16 protein-coding genes are annotated in these 22,471 nt (G+C 70.3%); 4 read left to right on the top strand and 12 right to left on the bottom strand.

All coding sequences use genetic code 11. The annotated features are described in order from the left end of the window. Positions 1-41 precede the first annotated feature (41 nt). On the top strand, positions 42-842 hold the full coding sequence (locus ALSL_RS13100; protein ID WP_126539759.1) for an ABC transporter ATP-binding protein: 801 nt from the start codon (positions 42-44) through the stop codon (positions 840-842). A gap of 1 nt (position 843) precedes the next feature. Here the strand turns inward: ALSL_RS13100 and sppA are convergent, their stop codons facing one another. Then, the gene (sppA, locus tag ALSL_RS13105; protein ID WP_126539761.1) at positions 844-2,736 is read right to left on the bottom strand and encodes a signal peptide peptidase SppA; all 1,893 of its coding nucleotides are present in this window, start codon (positions 2,734-2,736) and stop codon (positions 844-846) included. Positions 2,737-3,223: 487 nt separating this feature from the next. Between sppA and ALSL_RS13110 the strand changes: the two genes are divergently transcribed. Beyond that, a complete protein-coding gene (locus ALSL_RS13110; protein WP_126539763.1) occupies positions 3,224-5,392 on the top strand; it encodes a primosomal protein N' in 2,169 nt (722 codons plus the stop codon). Between the two features lie 48 nt (positions 5,393-5,440). Here ALSL_RS13110 and ALSL_RS13115 read toward each other — a convergent pair whose 3' ends face one another. The 11 genes from ALSL_RS13115 to ALSL_RS13165 form a co-directional block, all read right to left on the bottom strand. Further along, complete coding sequence (locus ALSL_RS13115) at positions 5,441-6,895, bottom strand: efflux transporter outer membrane subunit (RefSeq protein ID WP_126539765.1); 1,455 nt, start codon at positions 6,893-6,895, stop codon at positions 5,441-5,443. Beyond that, positions 6,882-8,075, bottom strand: a complete 1,194-nt coding sequence (locus ALSL_RS13120; RefSeq protein WP_126539767.1) for an efflux RND transporter periplasmic adaptor subunit — start codon at positions 8,073-8,075, stop codon at positions 6,882-6,884. Before ALSL_RS13120 ends, ALSL_RS13115 begins: the two co-directional genes overlap by 14 nt. Continuing rightward, a complete protein-coding gene (locus ALSL_RS13125) occupies positions 8,065-11,265 on the bottom strand; it encodes an efflux RND transporter permease subunit (RefSeq protein ID WP_126539769.1) in 3,201 nt (1,066 codons plus the stop codon). The genes ALSL_RS13120 and ALSL_RS13125 overlap by 11 nt, the downstream gene beginning before the upstream one ends. Positions 11,266-11,377: 112 nt before the next feature. Next, on the bottom strand, positions 11,378-12,814 hold the full coding sequence (locus ALSL_RS13130; RefSeq protein WP_231700237.1) for a sensor histidine kinase: 1,437 nt from the start codon (positions 12,812-12,814) through the stop codon (positions 11,378-11,380). Between the two features lie 18 nt (positions 12,815-12,832). Further along, the gene (locus ALSL_RS13135; protein WP_126539771.1) at positions 12,833-13,510 is read right to left on the bottom strand and encodes a response regulator transcription factor; all 678 of its coding nucleotides are present in this window, start codon (positions 13,508-13,510) and stop codon (positions 12,833-12,835) included. A 96-nt stretch (positions 13,511-13,606) separates the two neighbouring features. Next, on the bottom strand, positions 13,607-14,464 hold the full coding sequence (rpoH, locus tag ALSL_RS13140; RefSeq protein ID WP_174928850.1) for an RNA polymerase sigma factor RpoH: 858 nt from the start codon (positions 14,462-14,464) through the stop codon (positions 13,607-13,609). A 129-nt stretch (positions 14,465-14,593) separates the two neighbouring features. Beyond that, positions 14,594-15,319: a uracil-DNA glycosylase gene (gene ung / locus ALSL_RS13145; protein ID WP_126539773.1), complete on the bottom strand. Its 726-nt coding sequence runs from the start codon at positions 15,317-15,319 to the stop codon at positions 14,594-14,596. Beyond that, entirely contained in the window at positions 15,312-16,157 is an 846-nt protein-coding gene (locus ALSL_RS13150) for a response regulator (RefSeq protein WP_126539775.1), read from the bottom strand. Before ALSL_RS13150 ends, ung begins: the two co-directional genes overlap by 8 nt. A gap of 30 nt (positions 16,158-16,187) precedes the next feature. Continuing rightward, a complete protein-coding gene (ftsX, locus tag ALSL_RS13155; protein ID WP_126539777.1) occupies positions 16,188-17,153 on the bottom strand; it encodes a permease-like cell division protein FtsX in 966 nt (321 codons plus the stop codon). Then, complete coding sequence (ftsE, locus tag ALSL_RS13160) at positions 17,150-17,827, bottom strand: cell division ATP-binding protein FtsE (RefSeq protein ID WP_126539779.1); 678 nt, start codon at positions 17,825-17,827, stop codon at positions 17,150-17,152. Before ftsE ends, ftsX begins: the two co-directional genes overlap by 4 nt. Positions 17,828-18,045: 218 nt before the next feature. Continuing rightward, positions 18,046-19,680, bottom strand: coding sequence for a DEAD/DEAH box helicase (locus ALSL_RS13165; RefSeq protein ID WP_126539781.1), 1,635 nt, complete (start codon positions 19,678-19,680; stop codon positions 18,046-18,048). A gap of 297 nt (positions 19,681-19,977) precedes the next feature. On the opposite strand from ALSL_RS13165, the gene trxA reads away from it, so the two are divergent. Beyond that, on the top strand, positions 19,978-20,304 hold the full coding sequence (gene trxA / locus ALSL_RS13170; protein WP_126539783.1) for a thioredoxin TrxA: 327 nt from the start codon (positions 19,978-19,980) through the stop codon (positions 20,302-20,304). A gap of 171 nt (positions 20,305-20,475) precedes the next feature. Next, on the top strand, positions 20,476-22,251 hold the full coding sequence (gene rho / locus ALSL_RS13175; RefSeq protein ID WP_126539785.1) for a transcription termination factor Rho: 1,776 nt from the start codon (positions 20,476-20,478) through the stop codon (positions 22,249-22,251). The last annotated feature ends 220 nt before the right edge of the window (positions 22,252-22,471 follow it).

The following is a 22,471-nucleotide window of genomic DNA, read 5'->3' on the forward strand; positions in this document are numbered from 1 at the left end:
AACAGCCCTTTTCCCCCGAACCCGAAGACTTGACGACGAGCATGCCTTCATCGCCCCTGCTGGAACTCGACCACGCGAGCGTGCTGCGCGGCCCGCGCACCGTGCTCGACGACATCAGCCTGCGCATCGACGAAGGCGAGCACACCGCCATCCTGGGGCCGAACGGCTCGGGCAAATCGAGCCTGGCCGGTTTGCTGAGCCGCAACTTCTATCCGCTCGCCCGCGCCGACGGCCGCGCCAGCGTGCGCGTATTCGGCCGCGAGCGCTGGGCGGTCGACGAACTGCGCGGCCTGCTCGGCATCGTCTCGCCGGCCCTGCAGAACGATTTCGCCCTCGACGAGCCGGTCAGCGCCGGCGAGGCGGTGCTCGCCGGGTTCTTCGCCGCCCGCGCGCTCGGTCTGGACCACCGTGTCACCCCGGCGATGCGCGAGCGGGCCCAGGCCGTGCTGACCGCACTCGGCGTCGAGCACCTGCGCGAGCGGCCGCTGGCCAGCCTGTCCACTGGCGAGGCGCGGCGCGTGCTGATCGCCCGCGCACTGGTGCATGGCCCGCGGGCGCTGCTGCTGGACGAGCCGTGCACCGGCCTCGACCCGGCCGCGCGCCGGCAGTTCCTGGAAAGCCTGCGCGAGCTCGCCCGGGGCGGCACCACGCTGATCCTGATCACCCACCACGTCGAGGAAGTGCTGCCGGAAATCGGCCGGGTGATCCTGCTCGATCAGGGCAAGATCCGCGCCGATGGCGCCAAGGCCGAACTGCTCGCCGATACGCCGCTGTCGGCGCTGTTCGGCGTGCCGATGCGGATCGAGCGCCGCGACCCGTGGTACAGCGCGGCGCTGGCCTGATTCACCACCCGTCGGGCGGCGCGCAGTAGCAGTGGGCGTAGACGTTGGGCCGGCCGGCCGGCGCCCGGCGCAGCAGCTCGAGCGGCGCCAGCCTGCGGCCGGCCAGGCGGGCCAGCGCCGCCGGGCGCGGCAGGCCGAGCGCGGCGAGCGCCTGCTCGAGCGCATCCGGATCGGCATCGCCGAACAGCGCGGACAGTCCGCCGAGCGGACGCTCCACGTAGCGCACGCCGTAGTGATCGCCCATTTTGGCCCGTTCGGCCGCATCCGCGATCGCCTCGCGCAGGCCGCCCAGGCGGTCGACCAGACCGCGCTCCAGCGCCTGCCGGCCGGTCCAGACCCGGCCCTGCGCCACCGCGTCGATGCTGGCGTAGTCCTTGCCGCGCGCCTTGGCCACGCGACCGACGAAATCCCGATAGCCCTTGTCGATCACGGCCTGGATCAGGGCGGCGACGCGCGGGTCGAGCGGCCGGGTGATGTCGAAGGCGCCGGCCAGCGGCCCGGTGGCCACGCCGTCGCTCTTCACGCCGACCTTGTCCAGCGTGCCGGGGATCGTGTAGTAGAGCCCGAAGATGCCGATCGAGCCGGTGATCGTGTTCGGTTCGGCATAGATGCGCTCGGCGTTCATGCCGATCCAGTAGCCGCCGCTCGCCGCCACGTCGCCCATCGACACCACCACCGGTATGCCGGCCGCGCGGGTGAGCTCCACTTCGCGCCGGATCTGCTCGGCCGCGTAGACCTCGCCGCCGGGCGAATCGATCCTGAGCACCAGTGCGCGGGTACGCCGGTCGAGCCGGGCGGCGCGGATCAGCGCGGCGGTGGAATCGCCGCCGATCTCGCCCTGCGGTTGCTGGCCCGGGCTGATCTCGCCCTCGGCCACCACCACCGCCACCCCGGGCCGCAGCGCATCGGCATGGCCGAGCCCGGCGAGGTAGCGACCGAAGGCGATCTGCCGGAAACCCTCGCCGCGCTTGCCGGGCGGGACACCCTGCCCGCGCATCCACGCCTCGAGCTCGGCGCGGGTGGCGGTGGCGTCGGCCAGGTGCTCGGCGACCGCCAGCCGGGCGAGATCGCCCTGCGCCGCGCCGATGCGCTCGGGCAGGCCGTCGATCAGTGCCCGCAGGTTCGCGGGCGTCATGCCGCGCCGGGCGGCCACCTCGACCAGGTATTCGTCCCACAACCCGCCCATCCAGTAACGGTCGGCTTCCTTGGCCTCCGGCGAGGCGTGGTCCTGCACGAAGGGTTCGGCGGCGCTCTTGTACTGGCCGACGCGGAACAGGTGCACGTCCACCCCCAGCCGGTCCAGGAGGTTCTTGTAGAACAGCCGATAGTTGGCCAGGCCGGTGAGCATCACCCCGCCCTGCGGATCGAGCAGGATGCGGTCGGCATGCGCCGCCAGGTAATACGGCCCCTGTTCCAGATTGACGCCCCAGGCGATCACCGGCTTGCCGCGGGCGCGGAAGCGATCCAGCGCCGCGCCCACCTCGCGCAGGGCGGCGAAACCGCCGGCATGCAGGTCCTCGGGCATCAAGAGGAGGCGCGTGATGCGCGCATCGCCGGCCGCGGCGTCGATGGCCGCAACCAGATCGCGCACCTGCACCTGCCGGGGCGCATCGCCGGACAGCCCGGCCAGCGTCCGCTGCAGCGGATCCAGGCTGTACTGCTCGACCAGCGTGCCCTTGAGCTTCAGCACCAGCACGCTGTTGTCCTGCACGGTGCGGGCCAGGCGGTTGCCGGCGATGCCGCCCAGGACCAGCAAGGCCACCAGCGCAAGCAGGCCGAAGAACACCAGGTTGAGGATCACCAAGCGCACCAGGTTGAGACCGCGCCCCAGTCGGCGCAGGAAAGCGCGGAAACCGTGCGGGCGGCGGGAGGGCAGCGGCGGCGGTGTGCTCATGGCGGCGCGATCGGCGGCAAAGCGGACAGATTAGCCGCTTTGCTGAGGGAGCAGTCATGCCGACCGATAGCGTGGCCTTCCGCCGCAAGAGCTAAAAGCCATCGGCCCGTCGCAGGTGTCGGCGCCGCTTTGGGAAAGGCATCCGCGGGCGCTTGTCAAGCGTTTTGCACAGTGTCACGGCACTGTTAAGGCGGCCGGGCAGTTGGTGCATGCTTCGTGAAGCGGGCCCATGGATGATTCATAAATAATTGAAATATAAAAACATTTTTGATTGGTCAAAAAATGACCAAGGCGTGACGCATGGCCTGCGGACCGCTATGGCAGCCCTTCGCTCCATGACCGTCCACAGAGTTATCCACAGAGATTGTGGATAAACGCAAATTAACTGCCAGGTGAACCACTTGGGCGTGCCAGCTGCGGGGCGGCCTCAACCCCGCATGCGGCGCCGGCCGCTATGCTTGTGCGCCTGCACCCCTCGCGAAGCTGCATGCCGCCCCTCGTCCGCGTCGCCCTGCCCGTGCCGGTGACCCGGCTGTTCGATTACCGTCCCGCGGATCGTCTGCCCGCGCCGGGCTGCCGGGTGCTGGTGCCGTTCGGGCGACGACGACTGGTCGGCGTGGTCGTCGGCATCATTGCGGAGGCGCAGGTCGCCCCGGAGCGGCTCAAATCCTTGCTCGCGGTGCTGGACGAAACGCCGCTGCTCGACGCCGAGCTGATGGGCAGCCTGGCCTGGGCGGCCGACTATTGGCTCGGCGCGCCCGGCGAGGTCTATGCCCAGGCCCTGCCGCTCGCCCTGCGCGAGCCGCGTCCCTGTCCCGACCCGCATCCGGAGGCCTGGACGCTGACCGCCGCCGGCCACGCGGCCCTGGCCGCGGGCCGCAGGCGCGGCACCAGCCTGGCCCTGCTCGCCGCGCTCGCCGGGGGGGCCTGCCGGGCCGGGGAGCTCGATGCCGCCGTGCCGGGCTGGCGCGCGGCGGCCCGCCGCCTGGCCGGCGCCGGGCTCATCGAGCGCGCCACGGCCGCACCCGCGGCCGCGCCGGCGCCCTTGCCAGCCCCGGTGCTCGGCACGGAACAACAGGCCGCGGTGGACGCGGTGGCGGCCAGCTTCGGGCGTTTCCAGCCGTTCCTGCTCGACGGCGTCACCGGCAGCGGCAAGACCGAGGTGTATCTCGCGCTGATCGCCCGCGCACTCGCCGCCGGCCGGCAGAGCCTGGTGCTGGTGCCCGAGATCGGGCTCGCCCCGCAGACCGCGCGGCGCCTGCGCGAACGCCTGGGCGTGCCGGTGGAGGTGCTGCATTCGGGGCTGGCCGAGGGCGAACGCGCGCGCGCCTGGCTGCGCGCCCGGTGCGGCGAGGCGAAGGTGATCCTGGGCACCCGCTCGGCGGTGTTCACCCCGCTGCCGGATGCCGGGCTGATCGTGGTCGACGAGGAGCACGACGCCGCCTACAAGCAGCAGGAAGGTTTTCGCTATCACGCCCGCGATCTCGCCCTGGTGCGCGCCCGTGCGCTCGGCGTGCCGGTGCTGCTGGGCTCGGCCACGCCGGCGCTGGAAACCCTGGCCAATGTCGAAGCCGGCCGCTATCGGGCCCTGCACCTGCGCGCGCGGCCACGGGCCGCGCAGGCGCCGACGGTGCGTATCGTCGACCTGCGCGCGCAGACCCTGGAGCATGGGCTGACCCCGGCACTGCTCGCAGCCGTCGGCACGACCGTGGCGCGCGGCGAACAGGCGCTGGTTTTCAAGAACCGCCGCGGCTACGCGCCGGTGCTGCTGTGTCATGCCTGCGGCTGGCATGCGGATTGCCCGCGCTGCGAGCGGCCGCTGACGCTGTACGCGACGCGCCGCCTGCTGCAGTGCCACCACTGCGGCCACCAGGCGCCGGTGCCGTCGCTCTGCCCGCACTGCGGCGCGGCGGCGCTCAAGCCGCAGGGCCAGGGCACCGAGCGGCTGGAGGAGGCGCTGGCGCGGCACTTTCCAGCCGTGCCGGTGATCCGCGTCGACCGCGAGACCACCCGCCGGCGCAACGCCTTCGAGGACCTGCTCGGCACGCTGGCGGAAGACCGTCCAGCGATCCTGGTCGGCACGCAGATGCTGGCCAAGGGGCACGATCTGCCCAACCTCACCCTGGTCGCCATCGTCGGCGTCGACGAGGGTCTGTACAGCGTGGACTTCCGCGCCGGCGAACGGCTGGCGCAGCTCATCGTGCAGGTCGCCGGCCGCGCCGGCCGCGCCGCCAAGCCCGGGCAGGTGCTCCTGCAGACCCATCACCCCGACCATCCGCTGCTGCGCGAACTGCTCGCCCACGGTTATGCCGCCGCCTCGCGCAGTCTGCTCGCCGAACGTCGCGCCGCGGCGCTGCCGCCCTATGCGCATCAGGTGTTGCTGCGTGCCGAGGCGCCGCAGGCGCAGGCGGTGGAGGCCTTTCTCGCCGCCGCCCGCGCCGCCTTGTCACCCCCACCCGGACTGCGCGTGGCCGGCCCGATGCCGGCGCCGATGCCCCGTCGCGCCGGCCGTGCGCGCGGCCAGCTGCTGCTGGAGGCCGACCGCCGCGCCGAACTGCACGCCGCGCTCAGGCCCTGGGCCGAGGGCCTCGGTGCGCTGCCGGCTGCGCACCGGGTACGCTGGTCGCTGGACGTCGACCCGATCGATCTCTATTAGCGAAACCCCTTGGCGTGGATGGCCGGGCATCGCGGGCGCGGCGGCGACCTACCGCGCCCCGGCGGCCGCGCCATCGGCCACCGCCCGCCCGTAATCCGGGCCGGCCTGCCAGCCGCCACCCAAGGCGCGCACCAGCCGTACGCTGGCGCTCAGCCGACGGGTATCGAGGTCGAGCGCGCTGCGCTTGGCATCGAGCGCAGCGGTCTGCGCCTGCACCACGTCGAGGTAGCCCACCGCACCGGCGCGATAGCGGTCCATCGCCAGGTCCAGCGCGTGCTGCGCGGCCTCGGCGGCGGCATGCTGCTGCGCGCTCGCGCTGCCCAGACGATCGAGCAGGCTGAGCTCGTCCTCCACCTGCGCGAAGGCCGCCAGCACCACGCCGCGGTAGCGCGCGGCGGCTTCGTCGGTGGCGGCCTTGGCCGCCGCCACCTCCGCCTTGCGCCGGCCACCGTCGAAGAGATCGAACACCAGCCCGGGGCCGATCGCCCAGAATCGGTTGGGCGCGGAAACGAGATCGCCCCAGCGGTCGCTCTGCCAGCCGCCGACCGCGCTCAGGCTCAGCGATGGAAAGTAAGCGGCACGGGCCACGCCGATGCGGGCATTGGCCGCGGCCACCCGGCGTTCGGCGGCGGCGATGTCCGGACGCCGCTCGAGCAGGGTGGAAGGCACCGCGGGTGGAATGGCCGGTGGTGCCGGGGCGCGGGTGGCCGCAGCGAGACTGAAACGCGAGGGCGACTGGCCGACCAGCACCGCGATGGCGTGTTGCATCAGCGCACGCTGCGCCTCAACCTGCGCCAGCTGCGAACGCACGGCATCGAGCTGGGTCTGCGCGCGGGCCACGTCCAGCCCCGAGGCGATGCCGCCCTGGTGGCGCGAACGGGTGAGCTCCAGCGCCTTGGCATAGGCGTCGGTGCTCTGCCGCAGGAGGTCCAGTTGCTGATCGAGGCCGCGCAGTTGCAGGTAGTCGTCGGCCAGCGTCGCCTGCAGGCTGAGCCGCACCGCGGCCAGGTCGGCGGCACTGGCCAGTTCCTCGTCACGACCGGCCTCGACCGCCGCGCGCACGCGCCCCCAGACGTCGATCTCGTAGTCGAGCTGTGCATCCACCGTATAGGCATCGTAGTAGGACGGCGAGGTGGCGCCGCGCAACGGCTTGGTGTCCGACTGGCGGTTGCGCTCGGCGTCGGCGCCGAGCGAGATCTGCGGGAACAGCCCGGCCCGTGCCTGCGCGGTATAGGCCGCGGCCTGCCGGTAATGGGCATAGGCGGCGGCAAGATCGGTATTGCCGCGCAGGAGTTCCTGCTGCAGGCGATCGAGCTCGGGCTCGGCGTAGATCCGCCACCAGCCCTCGCGCGGCAGCTGGTCGGCCGGCTGCGCCGGCTGCCAGGGCCCCTGATAAGCCGCCGCCACCGGCACCGCGGGCGGCTGGTACGGCGGCGCCAGCGCGCAGCCGGCCAGGGCGAGCGCAAACAGCCCGGCCAGGACGGTGCGTTCAGGTCGGCGCATGGCGGCGATCCTCCGCAGCGGCGGCGGCCGGCTTGCCGGCCAGCTGCACCGCCGTGCCGTCGACCAGGCCATCGGGCGGACTGTCGATCACCCGGTCGGACGGATCCAGCCCGCTGCCGATCTCCACCGCCTTGCCGAGGTCGCGCAGGATGCTCACCCGTTTGAAGCGAACCTTGCCGCCCGCATCCACCGTGGCCACGCGCAGCCCCTGCTGGTCGAACACCAGCGCACTGGCCGGGATGCGCAGCGCCGCCGCGGCGGGAAGCTCGAAGGCGACGTTGGCAAAGCCACCGGGCAGCAGGCGGCCTTCCGGGTTCGGCACCAGCAGCTGTACCTGCATGCTGCCCGAATCCGGTCGCACTGCCTGTGCCACCGCCTCGACGCGGGCGGGGAAATCCTGCCCCGGATACTCGGGCACGCTGAGCTTGGCAGCGATGCCGGGCCGGACCTGCGGCGCGTAGCTTTGCGGCACCTGCACGTAGACCCGCAGCTGGCGGGTGTCGGAGACGGCGAACAACTCCTGGCCGCCGACCGCGCCGGCGTCGATCAGCGCGCCGACGTCGGTGTTGCGCGCGGTGACGATGCCGTCGAACGGCGCGACGATGCGGGCGAAACGCTTCATCGCCTGCATGCGTTCGAGGTTGGCCTGCGCGGCCCGGACCTGCGCCTGGCGGGCGGCGTAGTCGCTGGTCTTCTCGTCCACTTCCTGGCGTGACACCGAATCGGAAGCCAGCATCGACTGCCAGCGCTGTGCACTGATCTTGGCCAGCGCGGCGTTGGCCTGGGCATTGGCAAGATCGGCGCGGGCCTGCAGCAGCTGCTGGTCGAGATCGGGGGTGTCGATCTCGGCGATCAGCTCGCCGGCCTTGACCGGCGCGCCGATGTCGCGCCGCCAGCTCTTGAGATAGCCGCTGACCCGGGCATAGAGCGGCGCCTGCGCATAGGCCTCCAGGCGTCCGGGCAGGGTGAGCTCGGCACTCGGCTGCCCGTGCTCGGGCTGCACGGCGCTGACCGTCGGCACCGCCTGCGCATCGGTCCACTGGCGCAACTGGCGCGACTGCATGAAGCGCAGGGCAAGGCCCGCCGCCGCCACCAGCAGGGCGGCGACGAGGGCGATGCGCAGGCCAAGCCGCACGCGTCGGCGGCTGTGTTCGGAAGGCGTGGGCAGCTCAGTGGACATGGGCGGAGGCTCCGGAAACGGATGCGGCGGCGCCGCGGCGGCCGTGGATCAGGCTGAACACGACCGGCACGAAAAACAGCGTGGCGCAGGTGGCGAACAGCAGGCCGCCGATCACCGCGCGGCCGAGCGGGGCGTTCTGTTCGCCGCCTTCGCCGAGGCCGAGCGCCATCGGCGTCATGCCGATGATCATCGCCAGCGCGGTCATCAGCACCGGCCGGAAACGCACGAAGCCGGCCTCGACGGCGGCGAGCACCGCATCGCCGTGTTCGGCCAGGCGTTCGCGGCAGAAACTCACCACCAGGATGGAATTGGCCGTGGCCACGCCCATGCACATGATCGCGCCGGTGAGCGCCGGCACCGACAGCGTGGTGTGGCTGGCGAACAGCATCCAGACGATGCCGGCCAGTGCCGCCGGCAGCGCGGTGATGATCACGAACGGATCGCTCCAGGACTGGAAGTTCACCACGATCAGGAGATAGATCAGCACCATGGCGCCCAAGAGGCCGAAGAGGAGCCCGGAGAACGCGTTCTGCATGGTCTCCACCTGGCCGAGCAGGGCGACGTGGGCGCCGCGCGGCAGCTCCTTGGCGTGCCGGTCGATGAGCGTGCGGATGTCGCCCGCCACCGCGCCCAGGTCGCGCCCCTGGGTGGCGGCGAAGATCTCCACCATCGGCTGGATGTTGTATTCGCTGACCACCGCGTTGTCGGCGTCGCGGCGAATGCTGGCCAAGCCGCCCAGGAGCTGCAGCGGACGTGCGCCACCGGCGGCGCTGATCGGCAATGTGGCCAGGTCCGTCAGCGTGTCGAGCTGGTATTGCGGCGTCTGCATCACGATCGGGTAGGTGATGTTGTTGGCCGGATTGAGCCAGTAGGTCGGCGCCACCTGGATCGAGCCGGCCAGGTTCACCACCAGCGAGTTGGTGACGTCGCGCTCGGTGATGCCAAGCAGCTGCGCGTGGGTGCGGTCCACGTCGACGCGGAACACTGGGTTGGCCTGCGACTGCTGGATGCGCGCATCGACCACGCCCGGCACGCGGCGGATCTCGCCGAGCAGCCGCTGCGCATAGGCGAAATCCAGACCGAGCTTGCCGCCGCGGATCTGCAGGTCGATCGGTGCCGGCGCACCGAAGTTGAGGATCTGGCTGACGATGTCGGCCGGCGGGAACGAGAACACCGTGCCGGGAAAGGCGCGCGGCAGCACCTCGCGCAGCCGGCGCACGTAGCCGGCGGTGGGGTGATGGCCTTCCTCCAGCGCGATCTGGATGTCGCCGTCCTGCTCGCCGATGGTGCCGGTGTTGTTGTAGGCGTTGTTGATCGAACTGTTGGACAGGCCGATGTTGTCGACCAGCGTGCCCAGCTCGGCGGGCGGGATGATCTGCCGGATGCGGTCCTGGATCTGCGCGAACAGCCGCGCGGTCTCCTCCATCCGGGTGCCGACCGGCGCCCGCACATGCATCAGGATTTGACCGGCATCCACGTCCGGAAAGAAATTGCGGCCGAGAAACGGCATCAGCAGAAACGACAGCAGCACGAAGGCGAGAAAACCGCTGACGAAGGCGCGCCGGCTGCCCATCGCCATCGCCAGCAGCCCGCGGTAAGCCTCGCGCACGCGCTCGAAGCGCGCCTCGAAATGGCGCTGGAAACGCACCAGCGGGTTGCGCGAAGGCCCGAGCGCCGCGTCGGTGCCGTGCTCGTCGGTGTGCGGCGCGTGCGGTCGCAGCAGGTACTTGGCCAGGGTCGGCACCAGCGTGCGCGAGAGGATGAACGAGCAGACCATGGCGAACATCACCGCTTCGGCCATCGGCACGAACAGAAAGCGCGCCACGCCCTCGAGGAAGAACATCGGCACGAACACGATGCAGATGCACAGCAGCGAGACGAAGGCCGGCGTCACGATCTGCCGCGCGCCGTCCATGATTGCGGTCTCCACGTCCTTGCCGTGCTCCAGATGCCAGTTGATGTTCTCGATGGTCACCGTGGCGTCGTCGACGAGGATGCCGACGGCGAGCGAGAGCCCGCCCAGGGTCATGATGTTGAGCGTCTCGCCGAGCGCGGACAGCGCGATGATCGAGCCCAACACGGCAAGTGGGATGGACACCGCGATGATCACTGTCGAGCGCCAGCTGCCCAGGAACAGCAGCACCATCAGGCTGGTCAGCGCCGCGGCGATCAACCCCTCCTTGGCCACGCCGCTGATCGCCGCCCGCACGAACAGCGACTGGTCACCGATCGGCGCGATCTTGAGCGCATCGGGCAGCGAAGCGCGCGCATCCTCTACGCGCTGCTTGACGCCCGCGACGATGGCCAGGGTGGACACCGCACCGTTCTTGAAGATGTTGACCAGCACCGAGCGGCCGCCGTCGACGTGCACCACGTTGGTCTGCGGCGGCGCGCCGTCGCGCACCTGGGCCACGTCGCGGACGTAGACCGTGGTGCCGTCGGCCGTCTTGACCGGCAGATCACCCAGCGCGTCCAGCGCATCGGGCGCGTTGTTGAGCAGCACGGTGTACTCGAAGCTGCCGATCTTCTGCGTGCCGACCGGCGTGATCAGGTTCTGCGCCGCCAGCGCGTTGGCCACGTCCTGCGCCGACAGGCCGCGCGCCTGCAGCTTGGCCGGGTCGATGTCGATCTGCACCTGCCGGGTCTTGCCGCCGTAGGGCAGCGGGATCGCCGCGCCCGGCACCGTCACCAGCTGCGGACGCAGCGTGTTCAGGCCGAGATCGGCCAGATTCTGCTCGGTGAGCCCCTTGCCCGACAGCGCAAGCTGCAGGATCGGCACCGTCGAGGCGTTGAAGTTGAGGATCATCGGCGGCGTGATGCCGGCCGGCAGCTGCTTGAGCAGGGTCTGCGACACCGCGGTGACCTGCGCGTTGGCGGTGGCGATGTTGACCCCGGGCTGGAAGAAGATCTTGATGATGCCGAAACCGGCGATCGAGCGCGCCTCGATGTGCTCGATGTCGTTCACCGTGGTGGTGAGCACGCGCTCGTAGGGCGCGGTCACGCGGCCGGCCATCTGTCCCGGCGAAAGCCCGTTGTACTGCCACACCACCGCGATCACCGGGATGCGGATCTCCGGGAAGATGTCGGTCGGTGTGCGCAGGGCGGCCAGGGGGCCGATGATGAGGATGAGCAGGGCGAGGACGATGAACGTGTAGGGCCGCGTAAGTGCGATCCGGACGAGGCCTAGCATGCGGGGGTTTTCCGAGCGCGAGGATGCTCGGAAAATTGTGGCATGGGCCCGGCGGCCGGACCGCGGCACCGGGATGAAGATATTTTCATCTCCGCCCCGCGCCAGCGAAGCCTCAAGGCGGGGCGAGGTCCATCACGGCGGGATGGCCCGCGCGGGCCGGGCAGTGCAGCGCGATGCGCGCGCCGCCGCGCTGGCTGCGGTCGATCTCCAGCGTAAAGCCGTGCAGGCGCGCGATGGCGCTGACGATGCTGAGTCCGAGGCCAGAACCGGGCTGATGACGCGACTTGTCGCCGCGATAGAAGCGCCGGGTCACCATCTCGCGCTCTTGCTCGGGGATGCCCGGGCCGTCGTCGCACACCTCGATGCAGGTCCCGGCCGTCGTGGCCAGCATCCGCAACTGGATCTCGCCGCCCGGCGGAGCGAACTTGATCGCGTTGCCGACCAGGTTGGCCAGCGCCTCGAACAAGAGGTGAGCGTCGCCGTGCAGGCGCGCATTCGTGGCCAGGTCGAGCACGAAGCGCTGGCCGCGATCCTCGGCGAGTGGCGCATAGCATTCGTGCACCTGGCGCAGCAATTCGGCCGGATCGACCACGCCGAAATCCGCGCGCTGGCGTTCCTCCAGCTCGGAGATCCGCAGCAGCGCGCGGAACCGCACCAGCACCGCGTCGATGTCGCCCATGCACGCGTCCAGCAGCGCCGCCTGCGGCCGGTCGGCCAGTTGCTGTTGCACGCGGTAGAGCCGCGCGCGCAGGTGGGTGAGCGGCGTGCGCAGGTCGTGGGCGATGTTGTCGCACACGCCCTTGACCTCGCTCAGCAGACGTTCGATCTCGTCGAGCATGCCGTTGACGATGCCGGCGAGCTGATCGAGCTCGTCGCCGCGGCGGCTGACCGGCAGGCGGCGGGCGAGATCGCCGCGGCGGATGGGTTCGGTGGCCGCGGCCAGGGCACGGATGCGGCGCAGATGACCGCGGTGCAGCAGCAGACCGCCCAGCACGCCGGGGATCAGGGTCAACGAAAGTCCCCAGACCAGTGCACGGCGGATGATCGCGCCCAGGCCGTCGATGGTGCTGGTGTCGCGCGCCACCACCAGCAGGCGGCCGTCGCCCAGCCGTGTCGCCAGCACCCGGGCACGGCTCGCACGGCCTTCGGCCGTACGCGGCAGGCCACGGCCGAGCAGATGCACCGCGCCATCGGCCGGCAGGGCGTCCGGCACGCGCACGATGTTGCCGGCCAGACGTGTGCCTTCACGGTCGAACAGGCCGAGCGCCATCAGTCCGTTGGGGTCGATGGCGCTGGCCGCGGCCACCGCCGCCGGCAGCTGGGTCGGCTCGGTGGCGAGGAGATAACGCATGCGCTGCTCGAGCAGCTGGTCGATCACCCCGTTGAGATAGCGCGTAGCCTCCCATTGCACGACGCCGAGCAGCAGCAGCGCCCACAGGGCGAACAGCGCGCCGTAGACGAGGATCAACCGCGAGGCGGCCGAACGCCAGGCGCCGGGCACCGCAGGCAGGCTCATGGCATCGCGCAGGCAATGCGGCAGGGATCGCATGGCCTCATGCCAGCACGCTCACCCGGCCGGCGCAAGCAGATAGCCGCTGCCCCGCACGGTACGGATCAGCGACGGCAGCCCCGGGCCATCGAGCTTGCGCCGCAGGCGGGCGATGTGCACGTCGATGAGGTTGGTGCCGGGATCGAAATGAAACCCCCACACCGCCTCGAAGATCATCGCCCGGGTGAGCACCTGGCCATGGTTGCGCATCAGGTACTCGAGCAGCCGGAACTCCGTGGGCAACAGCGTGAGCGGCCGTCCGGCGCGGCGCGCGACGCGACGCACGAGGTCAAGTTCGAGATCGGCCACGCACAGCCGGGTCTGCTCCTGCGCCTGACGGCGGCGCAGCAGCACTTCCACGCGCGCCGCCATTTCGTCCGGCGCGAACGGCTTGGTAAGGTAGTCGTCGCCGCCGGCGCGCAGGCCGCGTACGCGCTCGTCGACGTCGGAAAGGGCGCTGATCATCAGCACCGGGGTGTCGATGCCACGCCCGCGCAGCGCAGCCACCACGTCGATGCCATCCATGCCGGGCAGCATGCGGTCCAGGGTGATGAGATCGTAGGCCTGCGTGCAGGCGCGCCGCAGGCCCTCGCCGCCGTCGGCCACACGGTCGGCATCCAGCCCATGCACGGCCAGTTCCGCGGCGATCTCGCCGGCGGTCACCGCATCATCCTCGATCACCAGAATGCGCGGCATCGCGGCGTCTCCGGCGGTGTACGGGCGGCGAACACGACGACGGCCCCGTGCGGGGCCGTCGAATCCTGCTGCGGCGGGAGCCGGCGCACGGCCTCGTCAGGCCGCGATCGCGGCGCGCATCTTCTTCATCGCGTTGGCCTCGACCTGGCGGATGCGCTCGGCGGAAACGCCGTATTCGTTGGCCAGATCCTGCAGCGTCGCCTTGTCCTCGTTCAGCCAGCGCCGCTGGATGATGTCGCGCGAACGCTCATCAAGCTTCTCGAGCGCGCCCGAGAGCGCTTCGAGCTGGTTGTCGGCCTGGTCGGCCTCGGCCACGTTCTCGTACGGATCGGCGCCTTCGTCGATCAGGAAGGCCTCCGGCGCCGGCTTGGCGTCCTCGTCGGCATCGGCCGGCGCATCGAAGCCGATGTCGCGGCCGGCCAGGCGCGATTCCATCTCGCGCACGGTCGCCTCCGGCACGCCCAGATCCTGGGCGATCAGGCGGACTTCCTCGGCATTCATCCAACCCAGGCGCTTCTTGTTCTTGCGCAGGTTGAAGAACAGCTTGCGCTGCGCCTTGGTGGTGGCCACCTTGACGATGCGCCAGTTGCGCAGGATGAACTCGTGCATCTCCGCGCGGATCCAGTGCACGGCGAAGCTGACCAGGCGCACGCCCTGGTCCGGGTCGAAACGTTTGACCGCCTTCATCAGGCCGATGTTGCCTTCCTGGATCAGGTCGGCCATCGGCAGCCCGTAGCCGGCATAGCCGCGGGCAACGTGGACGACAAAGCGCAGATGCGCCATGACCAGCTTGCGCGCGGCCTCCAGATCGTTCTCCTGATGGTAGCGGCGCGACAGGGCCTGCTCCTCCTCCTGGCTGAGCACCGGAATGCGATGCACGGCGGCGATGTAGGAATCCAGGCTGCCGACGACGCTGGGAATGGGCCAGCTGGCGCTCATCAAGGCTTGTGACATGTGGGACCTCCCCAAAACAGGATGCACTTTAGCAATCTGTACTTGAGAGTGCTAAAAAGGCCAAAAGTTCAATGTGGGGCTGGCAGAAACCGGGTTCACCGGCGGTGGACATGATGCCCGCGGCAGGATTCATCCGACGTGAAAATGCCGCACGAGTTCCCGGTAGGGCGGCAGCGACCAGTCGACCGGCTCCAGGCCGCGCTCCGCGAGGTAGCGGTTGGCCTTGGAAAAATGCCCGCATCCGAAGAACCCGCGATGGGCCGAGAGCGGCGAGGGGTGCGGCGCCTTCAGCACGAGATGGCGGCGCGGATCGACCAGCCGGCCTTTCTGCTGCGCATAGGCGCCCCACAGCATGAAGACCAGCCCCTCGCGCTCGCGCACGAGCGCCTCAATGGCGGCATCGGTGAACCCTTCCCAGCCCTTGCCCTGGTGCGAGCCGGGCTTGCCTTGCTCGACGGTGAGCACGGCATTGAGGAGCAGCACGCCGCGGTCGGCCCAGGGAATCAGGCAGCCGTGGTCGGGCGGCGCGATGCCGAGGTCGCGCTCGATCTCCTTGAAGATGTTGACGAGCGAAGGCGGCACCGGCACGCCCGGACGCACCGAAAAGCACAGGCCGTGCGCCTGACCGGGGCCGTGGTAGGGGTCCTGGCCGAGGATCACCACCCGCACGGCGTCGAAGGGGGTGTGGTCGAAGGCGGCGAAGATGTCCGGCCCCGGCGGATAGATCACCTTGCCGGCGCGTTTTTCCGCGCGCAGGAAGTCGGCCAGGGCGCGCATGTCCGGCCGCTCGAGATAATCGCCGAGACGCGCCTTCCAGGAGGGCTCCAGGCGGACCCGGTCGGCCGCGTCAGCCATGCGCGGCGGTGCGTTCGCGCAGGTGACGGCCCACGCGCAGCTGGAACAGGAGCTTGGTGATCAGCAAACGTTCCTCCACCGGCTTGACCACGAGATCGTTGGCGCCGGCCTTGAGCAGGGCGGCCTGGTTGGCGAGGTTCTCGTCGCCCGTCATCACCAGCACCGGCAGCGTTCCCTTGCCGTAGCCGAAACCGTTGCGGATGCGCTGAAGCAGGTCGCCGCCGGTGAGCTGCCCTTTCAGGCTGACGTCGGTAAGCACCAGGTCGGCGCCGATGCGGCCGCGCGCCGCCTCGGTTTCCAGGAGCGCCAGCGCATCCTCGGCGCTCGCCACGTGACGGACCGTCAACCCCGCGCGCTCCAGCATGCGCCGGATGGTGAGCGCCACCACCTTGCTGTCCTCGACATAGAGCACCTCGCCGCTGCCGGTTGCCGGCGGATGCACGTAGCCGCGGATGAATTCGGCCAGCGCGCCGAAGCCGAGCGACTTGTCGAAATAGTCGGTGACGTCTTCGCCCAGGGTGCGGCGTTGCAGGCGCTCGTCCACGTCGCCGGAGATCACCACGATGGGCACGTAGGCTTGCGCTGCCGACGCACGGACGTGGCGGGCCAGCTCCAGACCATCCATGTCGGGCAGGCGCAGCGCCACGGTGATGAAGTCGAATACGCCCGCGGCGAGCTGCCGCTGCGCCTCCGCGCCGCTGGCGCAACCGACCACCTCGGCCCGGGGCAGGGTCTCGCGCAATACCCGCGCGATCAGCTCGCGCACCACCCGCGAGCCATCGACGACCAGCACCCGCGGGGCATCGCTCACATCGCGTCGGCCGATGGATGTCTTCATGGCGGAGTCACTTTGGCCGTTCGCAATGGCTCATCGACTGCGGCGCAACTGCCAGGCGCAGACGCCGCGCGCACCCAGCCAGCCGAGCAGCGCCGCGGCGGGCGGCACCGCGAGCAGCAGCCAGGGCGGCAGGCCGTGCAGCTGCAATCGGCCGCCATAAGCCAGCGCGAGCCGCGCGGCCGGTTCGGCCAGCGCCGCCTCCACCGCCGCCACCAGCAGCGCGGCGAGCACGCCGGCCAGGCCGCCGTACCAGGCGCCGGCGTACAGGTAGGGCCGGCGCACGAAACCCGGACTCGCGCCGAGCAGCTGCAGGACACGGATCTCCTCGCGGCGGCCGGCGATGTCCATGCGGATGCTGTTGGCCACGATCAGCACGGCGGCCAGCGTCAGCCACAGCGCGAGCACGGCGGTCAGGCGCCGACCCAGCGCCAGCAGCGCATCCAGCCGCTGGCGCCAGAGCGTGCCGTCCTGCACCTGCGCCACGCCGTGCTCGCCGCGCAGCTGCTCGGCCAGATGCGCCACGGCGACCGCGTCCAGGTCCTGGCGGGGCGTCACCTCGAGCACATAGGGCAGCGGGTTGTGTTCGTCCAGCGCGTGCAGGACGCCGGAAAAGCCCTGCTGCGCGGCCAGTTCGTCCAGGCCCTGCTGCGGCGTCTTGACGGTCACCGCCTGCACGTCCGCGCGTTCGCGCCAGCTGCGCGCCAAGGCCTCGGCCTGCGCGTTGCCCTGGCCCGCCTCGAGGAACACGTTGAGCGCCGGGTTGCGCTCGAGGCCGCGCCCAAGACCATCGAGGTTGTCGAGCAACAGATAGAACAGCAAGGGCAGCGCCAGCGCGAGTCCCATCACGGTGACCGTGAGCAGGGTGCCCAGCGGCCGGCGCAGCAGATGGCGCAGGCTGGCGACGGCACTCCAGCGATGGTGCTCGCGCCAGGCGGCGAAGCGCCGCGGCCGCGCCGTGGCGGTGCGCGTGGGTTCGGCGGCCGATGGCGTGTTCATTGCACCTCCGCAGCGGCGACGTCGGCGATCAGCCGGCCGTGGTCGAGCACCACCACGCGCCGCTTCATGCGCTTGATCAGCGGCAGGTCGTGGCTGGCGATGAGTACGGTGGTGCCCACGTCCTGGAATTCGGCGAACAGCTGCATGATCTCGACGGCGAGCTGCGGATCGAGGTTGCCGGTCGGCTCGTCGGCGATCAGCAGCGCCGGGCGGGCGACGATGGCGCGGGCGATGCCGACCCGCTGCTGCTCGCCGGCCGAGAGCGAACCCGGCAGTTGGCGTTCATAGTCGAGCAGGCCGACCTTCTCCAGCGCCGCACGCACCCGCCGCGCGCGCTCGGCCGGCGGCACCGCGCCGATCAAGAGCGGCAACTCGACGTTGGCGTACACGCTGCGGTCCATCAGCAGGTGATGGTCCTGGAACACCATGCCGATGCCGCGGCGCAGCTTGGGAATGTTGCGGCGGTGAAGCCGGGACAAGCGTTGCCCGTCGATCACGATCTCGCCTTGCGAGGGCCGCTCCAGCAGGGCGATCAGCTTGAGCAGGGTGCTCTTGCCGGCGCCGGAGTGGCCGGTGACGAAGGCCATCTCGCCATCGGCCAGCTCGAAGGAAAGCTGCACGAGCGCCTCGTGTCCGCCCGGATAGCGTTTGCTGACTTGCTCGAAACGGATCACCGCGGCCCTCTCCCGGTTTCATCCGTGGCGCAAGCCGCTGCCCACGGAACCCAAGGCGGCGCTGATGGATTCAGCGTCTCCTGAAATCTGGGGCAGGTGCCCCGGCATGGATCCTCAAGGACGACAACCCCTTAGGATCCATGGAGCGCAACGCGGGTATCTAGCCGCGTCGCCGCCGCCTTACTTTTTTCAAGGATAAGCGATGCGCGTGGCGCCGTTCAGCGCCCGGTGAAGAGCCGGGCCAGCCGCCGGAAGAACCCCGGCTTCTTGGCCGCAGGCCTCGGCGCGGTCGCCGCCACTTGGCGCGACGGACGTTGCGCGGGCTTGGCCGCGGCCGGTTCGGCCGGAGGCGGACGCCGCTCCTCGCGGGCCGGCCTGGCCGGACCCTGGGCGGCCTGGACCGCGGGGGTCTCCGCTTCCGGACGCCGACGGCCGCGCCCGCCGCGCCGACGACGCTTGCGCGCGGGTCCGTCCTCGCCCGCCGGTGCGGGCGCCGGTGCGGGCGCCGCCGTCTCGGCCGTGGCCGGCGTCGGGCGCGGCGCATCGGCGATGTTCTTGCGAGGCCGCGGACGCGGCCCGGGCCGGCCCGCCGGCGTGCGTGGCGCCACCTTGTCGCCGAAGGCCGCGCTGTCGGCGGCCGTGTCGGCGGCGAACGCGGCATCCATCTCGCGCGGCTTCGGCATCACCAACAGCTCGGGTTCGATCGTCGCCACCGGGATCTTCTGCCCGATGTAGGCCTCGATCTCCGGCAGGCTCATGGCGTAGAGATCGCAGGCGAAGCTGATCGCGTCGCCCTCGGCGCCCAGCCGCGCGGTGCGGCCGATGCGATGCACGTAGTCCTCGGCATCCTGCGGCAGGTCGTAGTTGAACACGTGGCTGACCGCCGGGATGTGCAGGCCACGCGCGGCGACGTCGGTGCAGACCAGGATGTCGAGCTGGCCGTCCTGGAAACGCTGCAGCAGCTTCTGGCGCTTGAGCTGCGGCACGTCGCCGGACAGCGCGCCGACGCGGTGGCCCTGCTTCTTCAGCCGCTCGGTGACACGCTCGGCGGCCATCTTGGTGTTGACGAAGACGATGCTGCGCGCCGGCCGTTCGCGTTCGATCAGGTTGAGCAGCAGCGGCAGCTTCTCTTCCTTGGCCGGGAAATAGACCCGCTGGCGCACCCGGTCGGCGGTGACGTTGTCGGTCTCCACCACCAGCTTCTCGGCCTCGTGCATGTGCTCGTAGGCGAGCTCCAGCACGCGGTGGCTGAGCGTGGCCGAGAACAGCAGCACCTGGCGGCGCTCGCGCGGCGGCAGCCGGCGGAAGATGTAGCGCACGTCCTTGATGAAGCCGAGGTCGAACATGCGGTCGGCCTCGTCGACCACCATCACCTCGACGCTGTCGAGGCCGAACACGTGCTGCTTGTAGTAGTCCAGCAGCCGGCCCGGCGTGGCGATGACGATGTCGCAGCCCTCGCGCAGCTGCTGGCGCTGCTTGTCGTAGTCGACGCCGCCGTAGATCAGCGCGATCTTGAGGCCGGTGTGGCGGCCGATGCTGCGCGCGTCCTTGTCGATCTGGATCGCCAGCTCGCGGGTCGGCGCGATCACCAGCGCGCGCGGATCGCCGTCCTTGCGGTCGGGCGCGGCGGGCCGGGTGAGCAGGCGGTTCATCAGCGCAACCAGGAAGGCGCAGGTCTTGCCGGTGCCGGTCTGCGCCTGGCCGGCGACGTCGCGGCCGGCGAGGGCGACTGGCAGCGTCAGCGCCTGGATCGGCGTGCAGCGGACGAAACCGGCTTCGTCGAGTCCCTGCTGCAGGGAGGGGTGAAGGTCGAACTGGCGGAAATAGGTATCGGTGAGTACGGTCTGGGACATTGGGTCGGATGGCATGGGGCCGCAGGCGATGCGGCCGACCGGCGTGCCGGGCACGCGGGCTGTGGAATGGAGCGCGGCGGCGGCGCCGGCATGGGATAAGGGACATGCCGCGCGTCGGTGCCAAGCGCCTTGAAACGTCCGCCGCGCGCCTTCAGTTACACTTGCCAAGCCGCGGCATGATCGACCTGCCGGTGCGTGCACTGCCTACGCTGCGGACGCCTGAGTGTAGCCCAAGCCGGCTCACGAGTCGCCCTTAAACCCCCTTCAAGCGTCAACCACCCGAGTGGAGAGTCATCGGTGAGTGAATTGATTACCCATGTCAGCGACGATGCCTTCCGAGCGGAAGTGCTCGAATCGGAAACCCCCGTGCTGGTCGATTTCTGGGCCGAATGGTGTGGTCCCTGCAAGGCCATCGCGCCGATCCTCGACGACCTTGCCAAGCAGTACGAAGGCAAGCTGCGCATCGCCAAGATCAACATCGACCACAACCCCAAGACGCCGCGTGACTACGGCGTGCGCGGCATCCCCACGCTGATGCTGTTCAAGAACGGCAAGGTCGAGGCGACCCAGATCGGCGCCGTCGGCAAGGGCCAGCTCACCCAGCTCATCGACAAGACCCTTTGACACCCTCGGCAAAGCCCGCCGCGCCGCGCTTTACGCCGCCGCGCGGCGGATGCTAGATTCGCCGCCGGCAGCCGTCGGGACGCCCGGTCCCCATTGAGCGCAGACAGGCGCGACGCTCGCCCCCTCCATCCCATCCTTTGGCTCAATAACGGCGCCTCGAGAGGTCTGCCCGTGTCCGATACCGAAAGTCAGGAAACCCACGACGCCGCGCGCGTCGACACCAAGCCCGTGGCCGAACCCGCGCCGCGTCCGCGCAGCCGTCGTTCGGCCGGTGCCGACAGGCCGGCCGAGCAGCCCGCCGCGTCGGCCCAAACCGAAACGGCCGCGCCGCCGGCGCCGGTCGCGCCATCGCCGTCCGAACCCGCCGCCGCGCAGGCCACGCACGCCGCCGAGCGCGAAACGTCCGCGCCGATGCCGGTGGCCGCCAGCGCACCCGGCGAAGGCGCCTCGTCCGCCGCCCCGTCGGCAGGACAGCCGGCGGCGCAGGCCCAGGGCAATCCGGGCAACGGACAAGGCGGCCAGAACTACGAGCGTCGCAACGATCGCGAAAGCCGCCGCCGGCGCCGCCACGAACGCAACCAGCAACAACGCGGGCAGGGTGGCGGCGGCAACGCGCCGCGGCCCAATCCGCACGGCTATCCGATGGACGACGACGAGAACGCCGACATCGGCAGCAGCGACCGGCTGATCAATCTCACCGAACTCAAGCGGATGAAGGCGCCCGAACTGCTCGCCTTCGCCGAATCGCTGGGTCTGCGCGAAGGCGTCGCCCGCCAGCGCCGCCAGGACGTGATCTTCAACATCCTGAAGGCCCATGCGCGCTCCGGCGGCGGCATCTGGGCCGAGGGCGTGCTGGAGATCCTGCAGGACGGCTTCGGCTTCCTGCGCTCGGCCGACGAGTCCTACCTCGCCGGCCCCGACGACATCTACGTCTCGCCCAGCCAGATCCGCCGCTTCAACCTGCGCACCGGCGACTACATCACCGGTCGCGTGCGCCATCCGAAGGAAGGCGAGCGCTACTTCGCGCTGCTCAAGGTCGACGACATCAACGGCGATCCGCCCGAGGCGTCGAAGAACAAGATGCTGTTCGAGAACCTGACGCCGCTGTTCCCGCGCAAGGCGTTCCACCTCGAACGCGGCAACGGTTCCACCGAGGACATCACCGGCCGCATCCTGGACCTGATGGCGCCGATCGGGCGCGGCCAGCGCGGACTGATCGTCTCGCAGCCCAAGTCCGGCAAGACGATGATGCTGCAGAACATCGCGCAGGCCATCCAGTACAACCATCCGGACGTGCACCTCATCATCCTGCTGGTCGACGAGCGGCCGGAGGAGGTCACCGAGATCGCCCGTACCGTGCGCGCCGAGGTGATTTCCTCCACCTTCGACGAGCCGGCCGCGCGCCACGTGCAGGTCGCCGAGATGGTGATCGAGCGCGCCAAGCGCCTGGTCGAGCACAAGAAGGACGTGGTCATCCTGCTCGACTCGATCACCCGCCTGGCGCGTGCCTACAACACCGTGGTGCCGAGCTCGGGCAAGGTGCTCACCGGCGGCGTGGACGCCAACGCGCTGCAGCGGCCCAAGCGCTTCTTCGGCGCCGCACGCAACGTCGAGGAAGGCGGCTCGCTGACCATCATCGCCACCGCGCTGATCGACACCGGCAGCAAGATGGACGAGGTGATCTACGAGGAGTTCAAGGGCACCGGCAACATGGAGGTGCACCTGTCCCGCCGCATCGCCGAGAAGCGCGTGTATCCGGCCATCGACATCAACCGCTCCGGCACCCGCCGCGAGGATCTGCTGATCGACCCGGACCTGCTCGCCAAGATCTGGATCCTGCGCAAGCTGCTGCACCCGATGGACGAGCTGGCGGCGATGGAGTTCATGCTGGAAAAGATGAAGAACACCAAGACCAACGACGAGTTCTTCAATTCGATGAAGCGCTGAGCCGCGACAAGTGCGCAAGGCATCCGGAAAGGCCGGCCCCGCGCCGGCTTTTTCGGATGTGCCGGTGGTGATCGACGCACATCGGCTTTCGCGCGGCGCGGCCTTCGACGCGGCAAAGGCCCACCGGCCCGGCCCTTGGGTCCGGCGCCTCGGCTGCCCGGCGCCAAGGGCATTGAACGGCCTGGCCCGCGTGGCGCATACGCGTCACTGAACCCTTGGG

Source organism: Aerosticca soli (assembly GCF_003967035.1).
Lineage (GTDB): Bacteria > Pseudomonadota > Gammaproteobacteria > Xanthomonadales > Rhodanobacteraceae > Aerosticca > Aerosticca soli.

Excerpts from the sequence above, each read along its gene's own strand:
- ALSL_RS13100 (WP_126539759.1), top strand. The coding sequence starts at position 42 with ATGCCTTCATCGCCCCTGCTGGAACTCGACCACGCGAGCGTGCTGCGC.
- sppA (WP_126539761.1), bottom strand. The coding sequence starts at position 2,736 with ATGAGCACACCGCCGCCGCTGCCCTCCCGCCGCCCGCACGGTTTCCGC.
- ALSL_RS13110 (WP_126539763.1), top strand. The coding sequence starts at position 3,224 with ATGCCGCCCCTCGTCCGCGTCGCCCTGCCCGTGCCGGTGACCCGGCTG.
- ALSL_RS13115 (WP_126539765.1), bottom strand. The coding sequence starts at position 6,895 with ATGCGCCGACCTGAACGCACCGTCCTGGCCGGGCTGTTTGCGCTCGCC.
- ALSL_RS13120 (WP_126539767.1), bottom strand. The coding sequence starts at position 8,075 with ATGTCCACTGAGCTGCCCACGCCTTCCGAACACAGCCGCCGACGCGTG.
- ALSL_RS13125 (WP_126539769.1), bottom strand. The coding sequence starts at position 11,265 with ATGCTAGGCCTCGTCCGGATCGCACTTACGCGGCCCTACACGTTCATC.
- ALSL_RS13130 (WP_231700237.1), bottom strand. The coding sequence starts at position 12,814 with ATGCGATCCCTGCCGCATTGCCTGCGCGATGCCATGAGCCTGCCTGCG.
- ALSL_RS13135 (WP_126539771.1), bottom strand. The coding sequence starts at position 13,510 with ATGCCGCGCATTCTGGTGATCGAGGATGATGCGGTGACCGCCGGCGAG.
- rpoH (WP_174928850.1), bottom strand. The coding sequence starts at position 14,464 with ATGTCACAAGCCTTGATGAGCGCCAGCTGGCCCATTCCCAGCGTCGTC.
- ung (WP_126539773.1), bottom strand. The coding sequence starts at position 15,319 with ATGGCTGACGCGGCCGACCGGGTCCGCCTGGAGCCCTCCTGGAAGGCG.
- ALSL_RS13150 (WP_126539775.1), bottom strand. The coding sequence starts at position 16,157 with ATGAAGACATCCATCGGCCGACGCGATGTGAGCGATGCCCCGCGGGTG.
- ftsX (WP_126539777.1), bottom strand. The coding sequence starts at position 17,153 with ATGAACACGCCATCGGCCGCCGAACCCACGCGCACCGCCACGGCGCGG.
- ALSL_RS13165 (WP_126539781.1), bottom strand. The coding sequence starts at position 19,680 with ATGTCCCAGACCGTACTCACCGATACCTATTTCCGCCAGTTCGACCTT.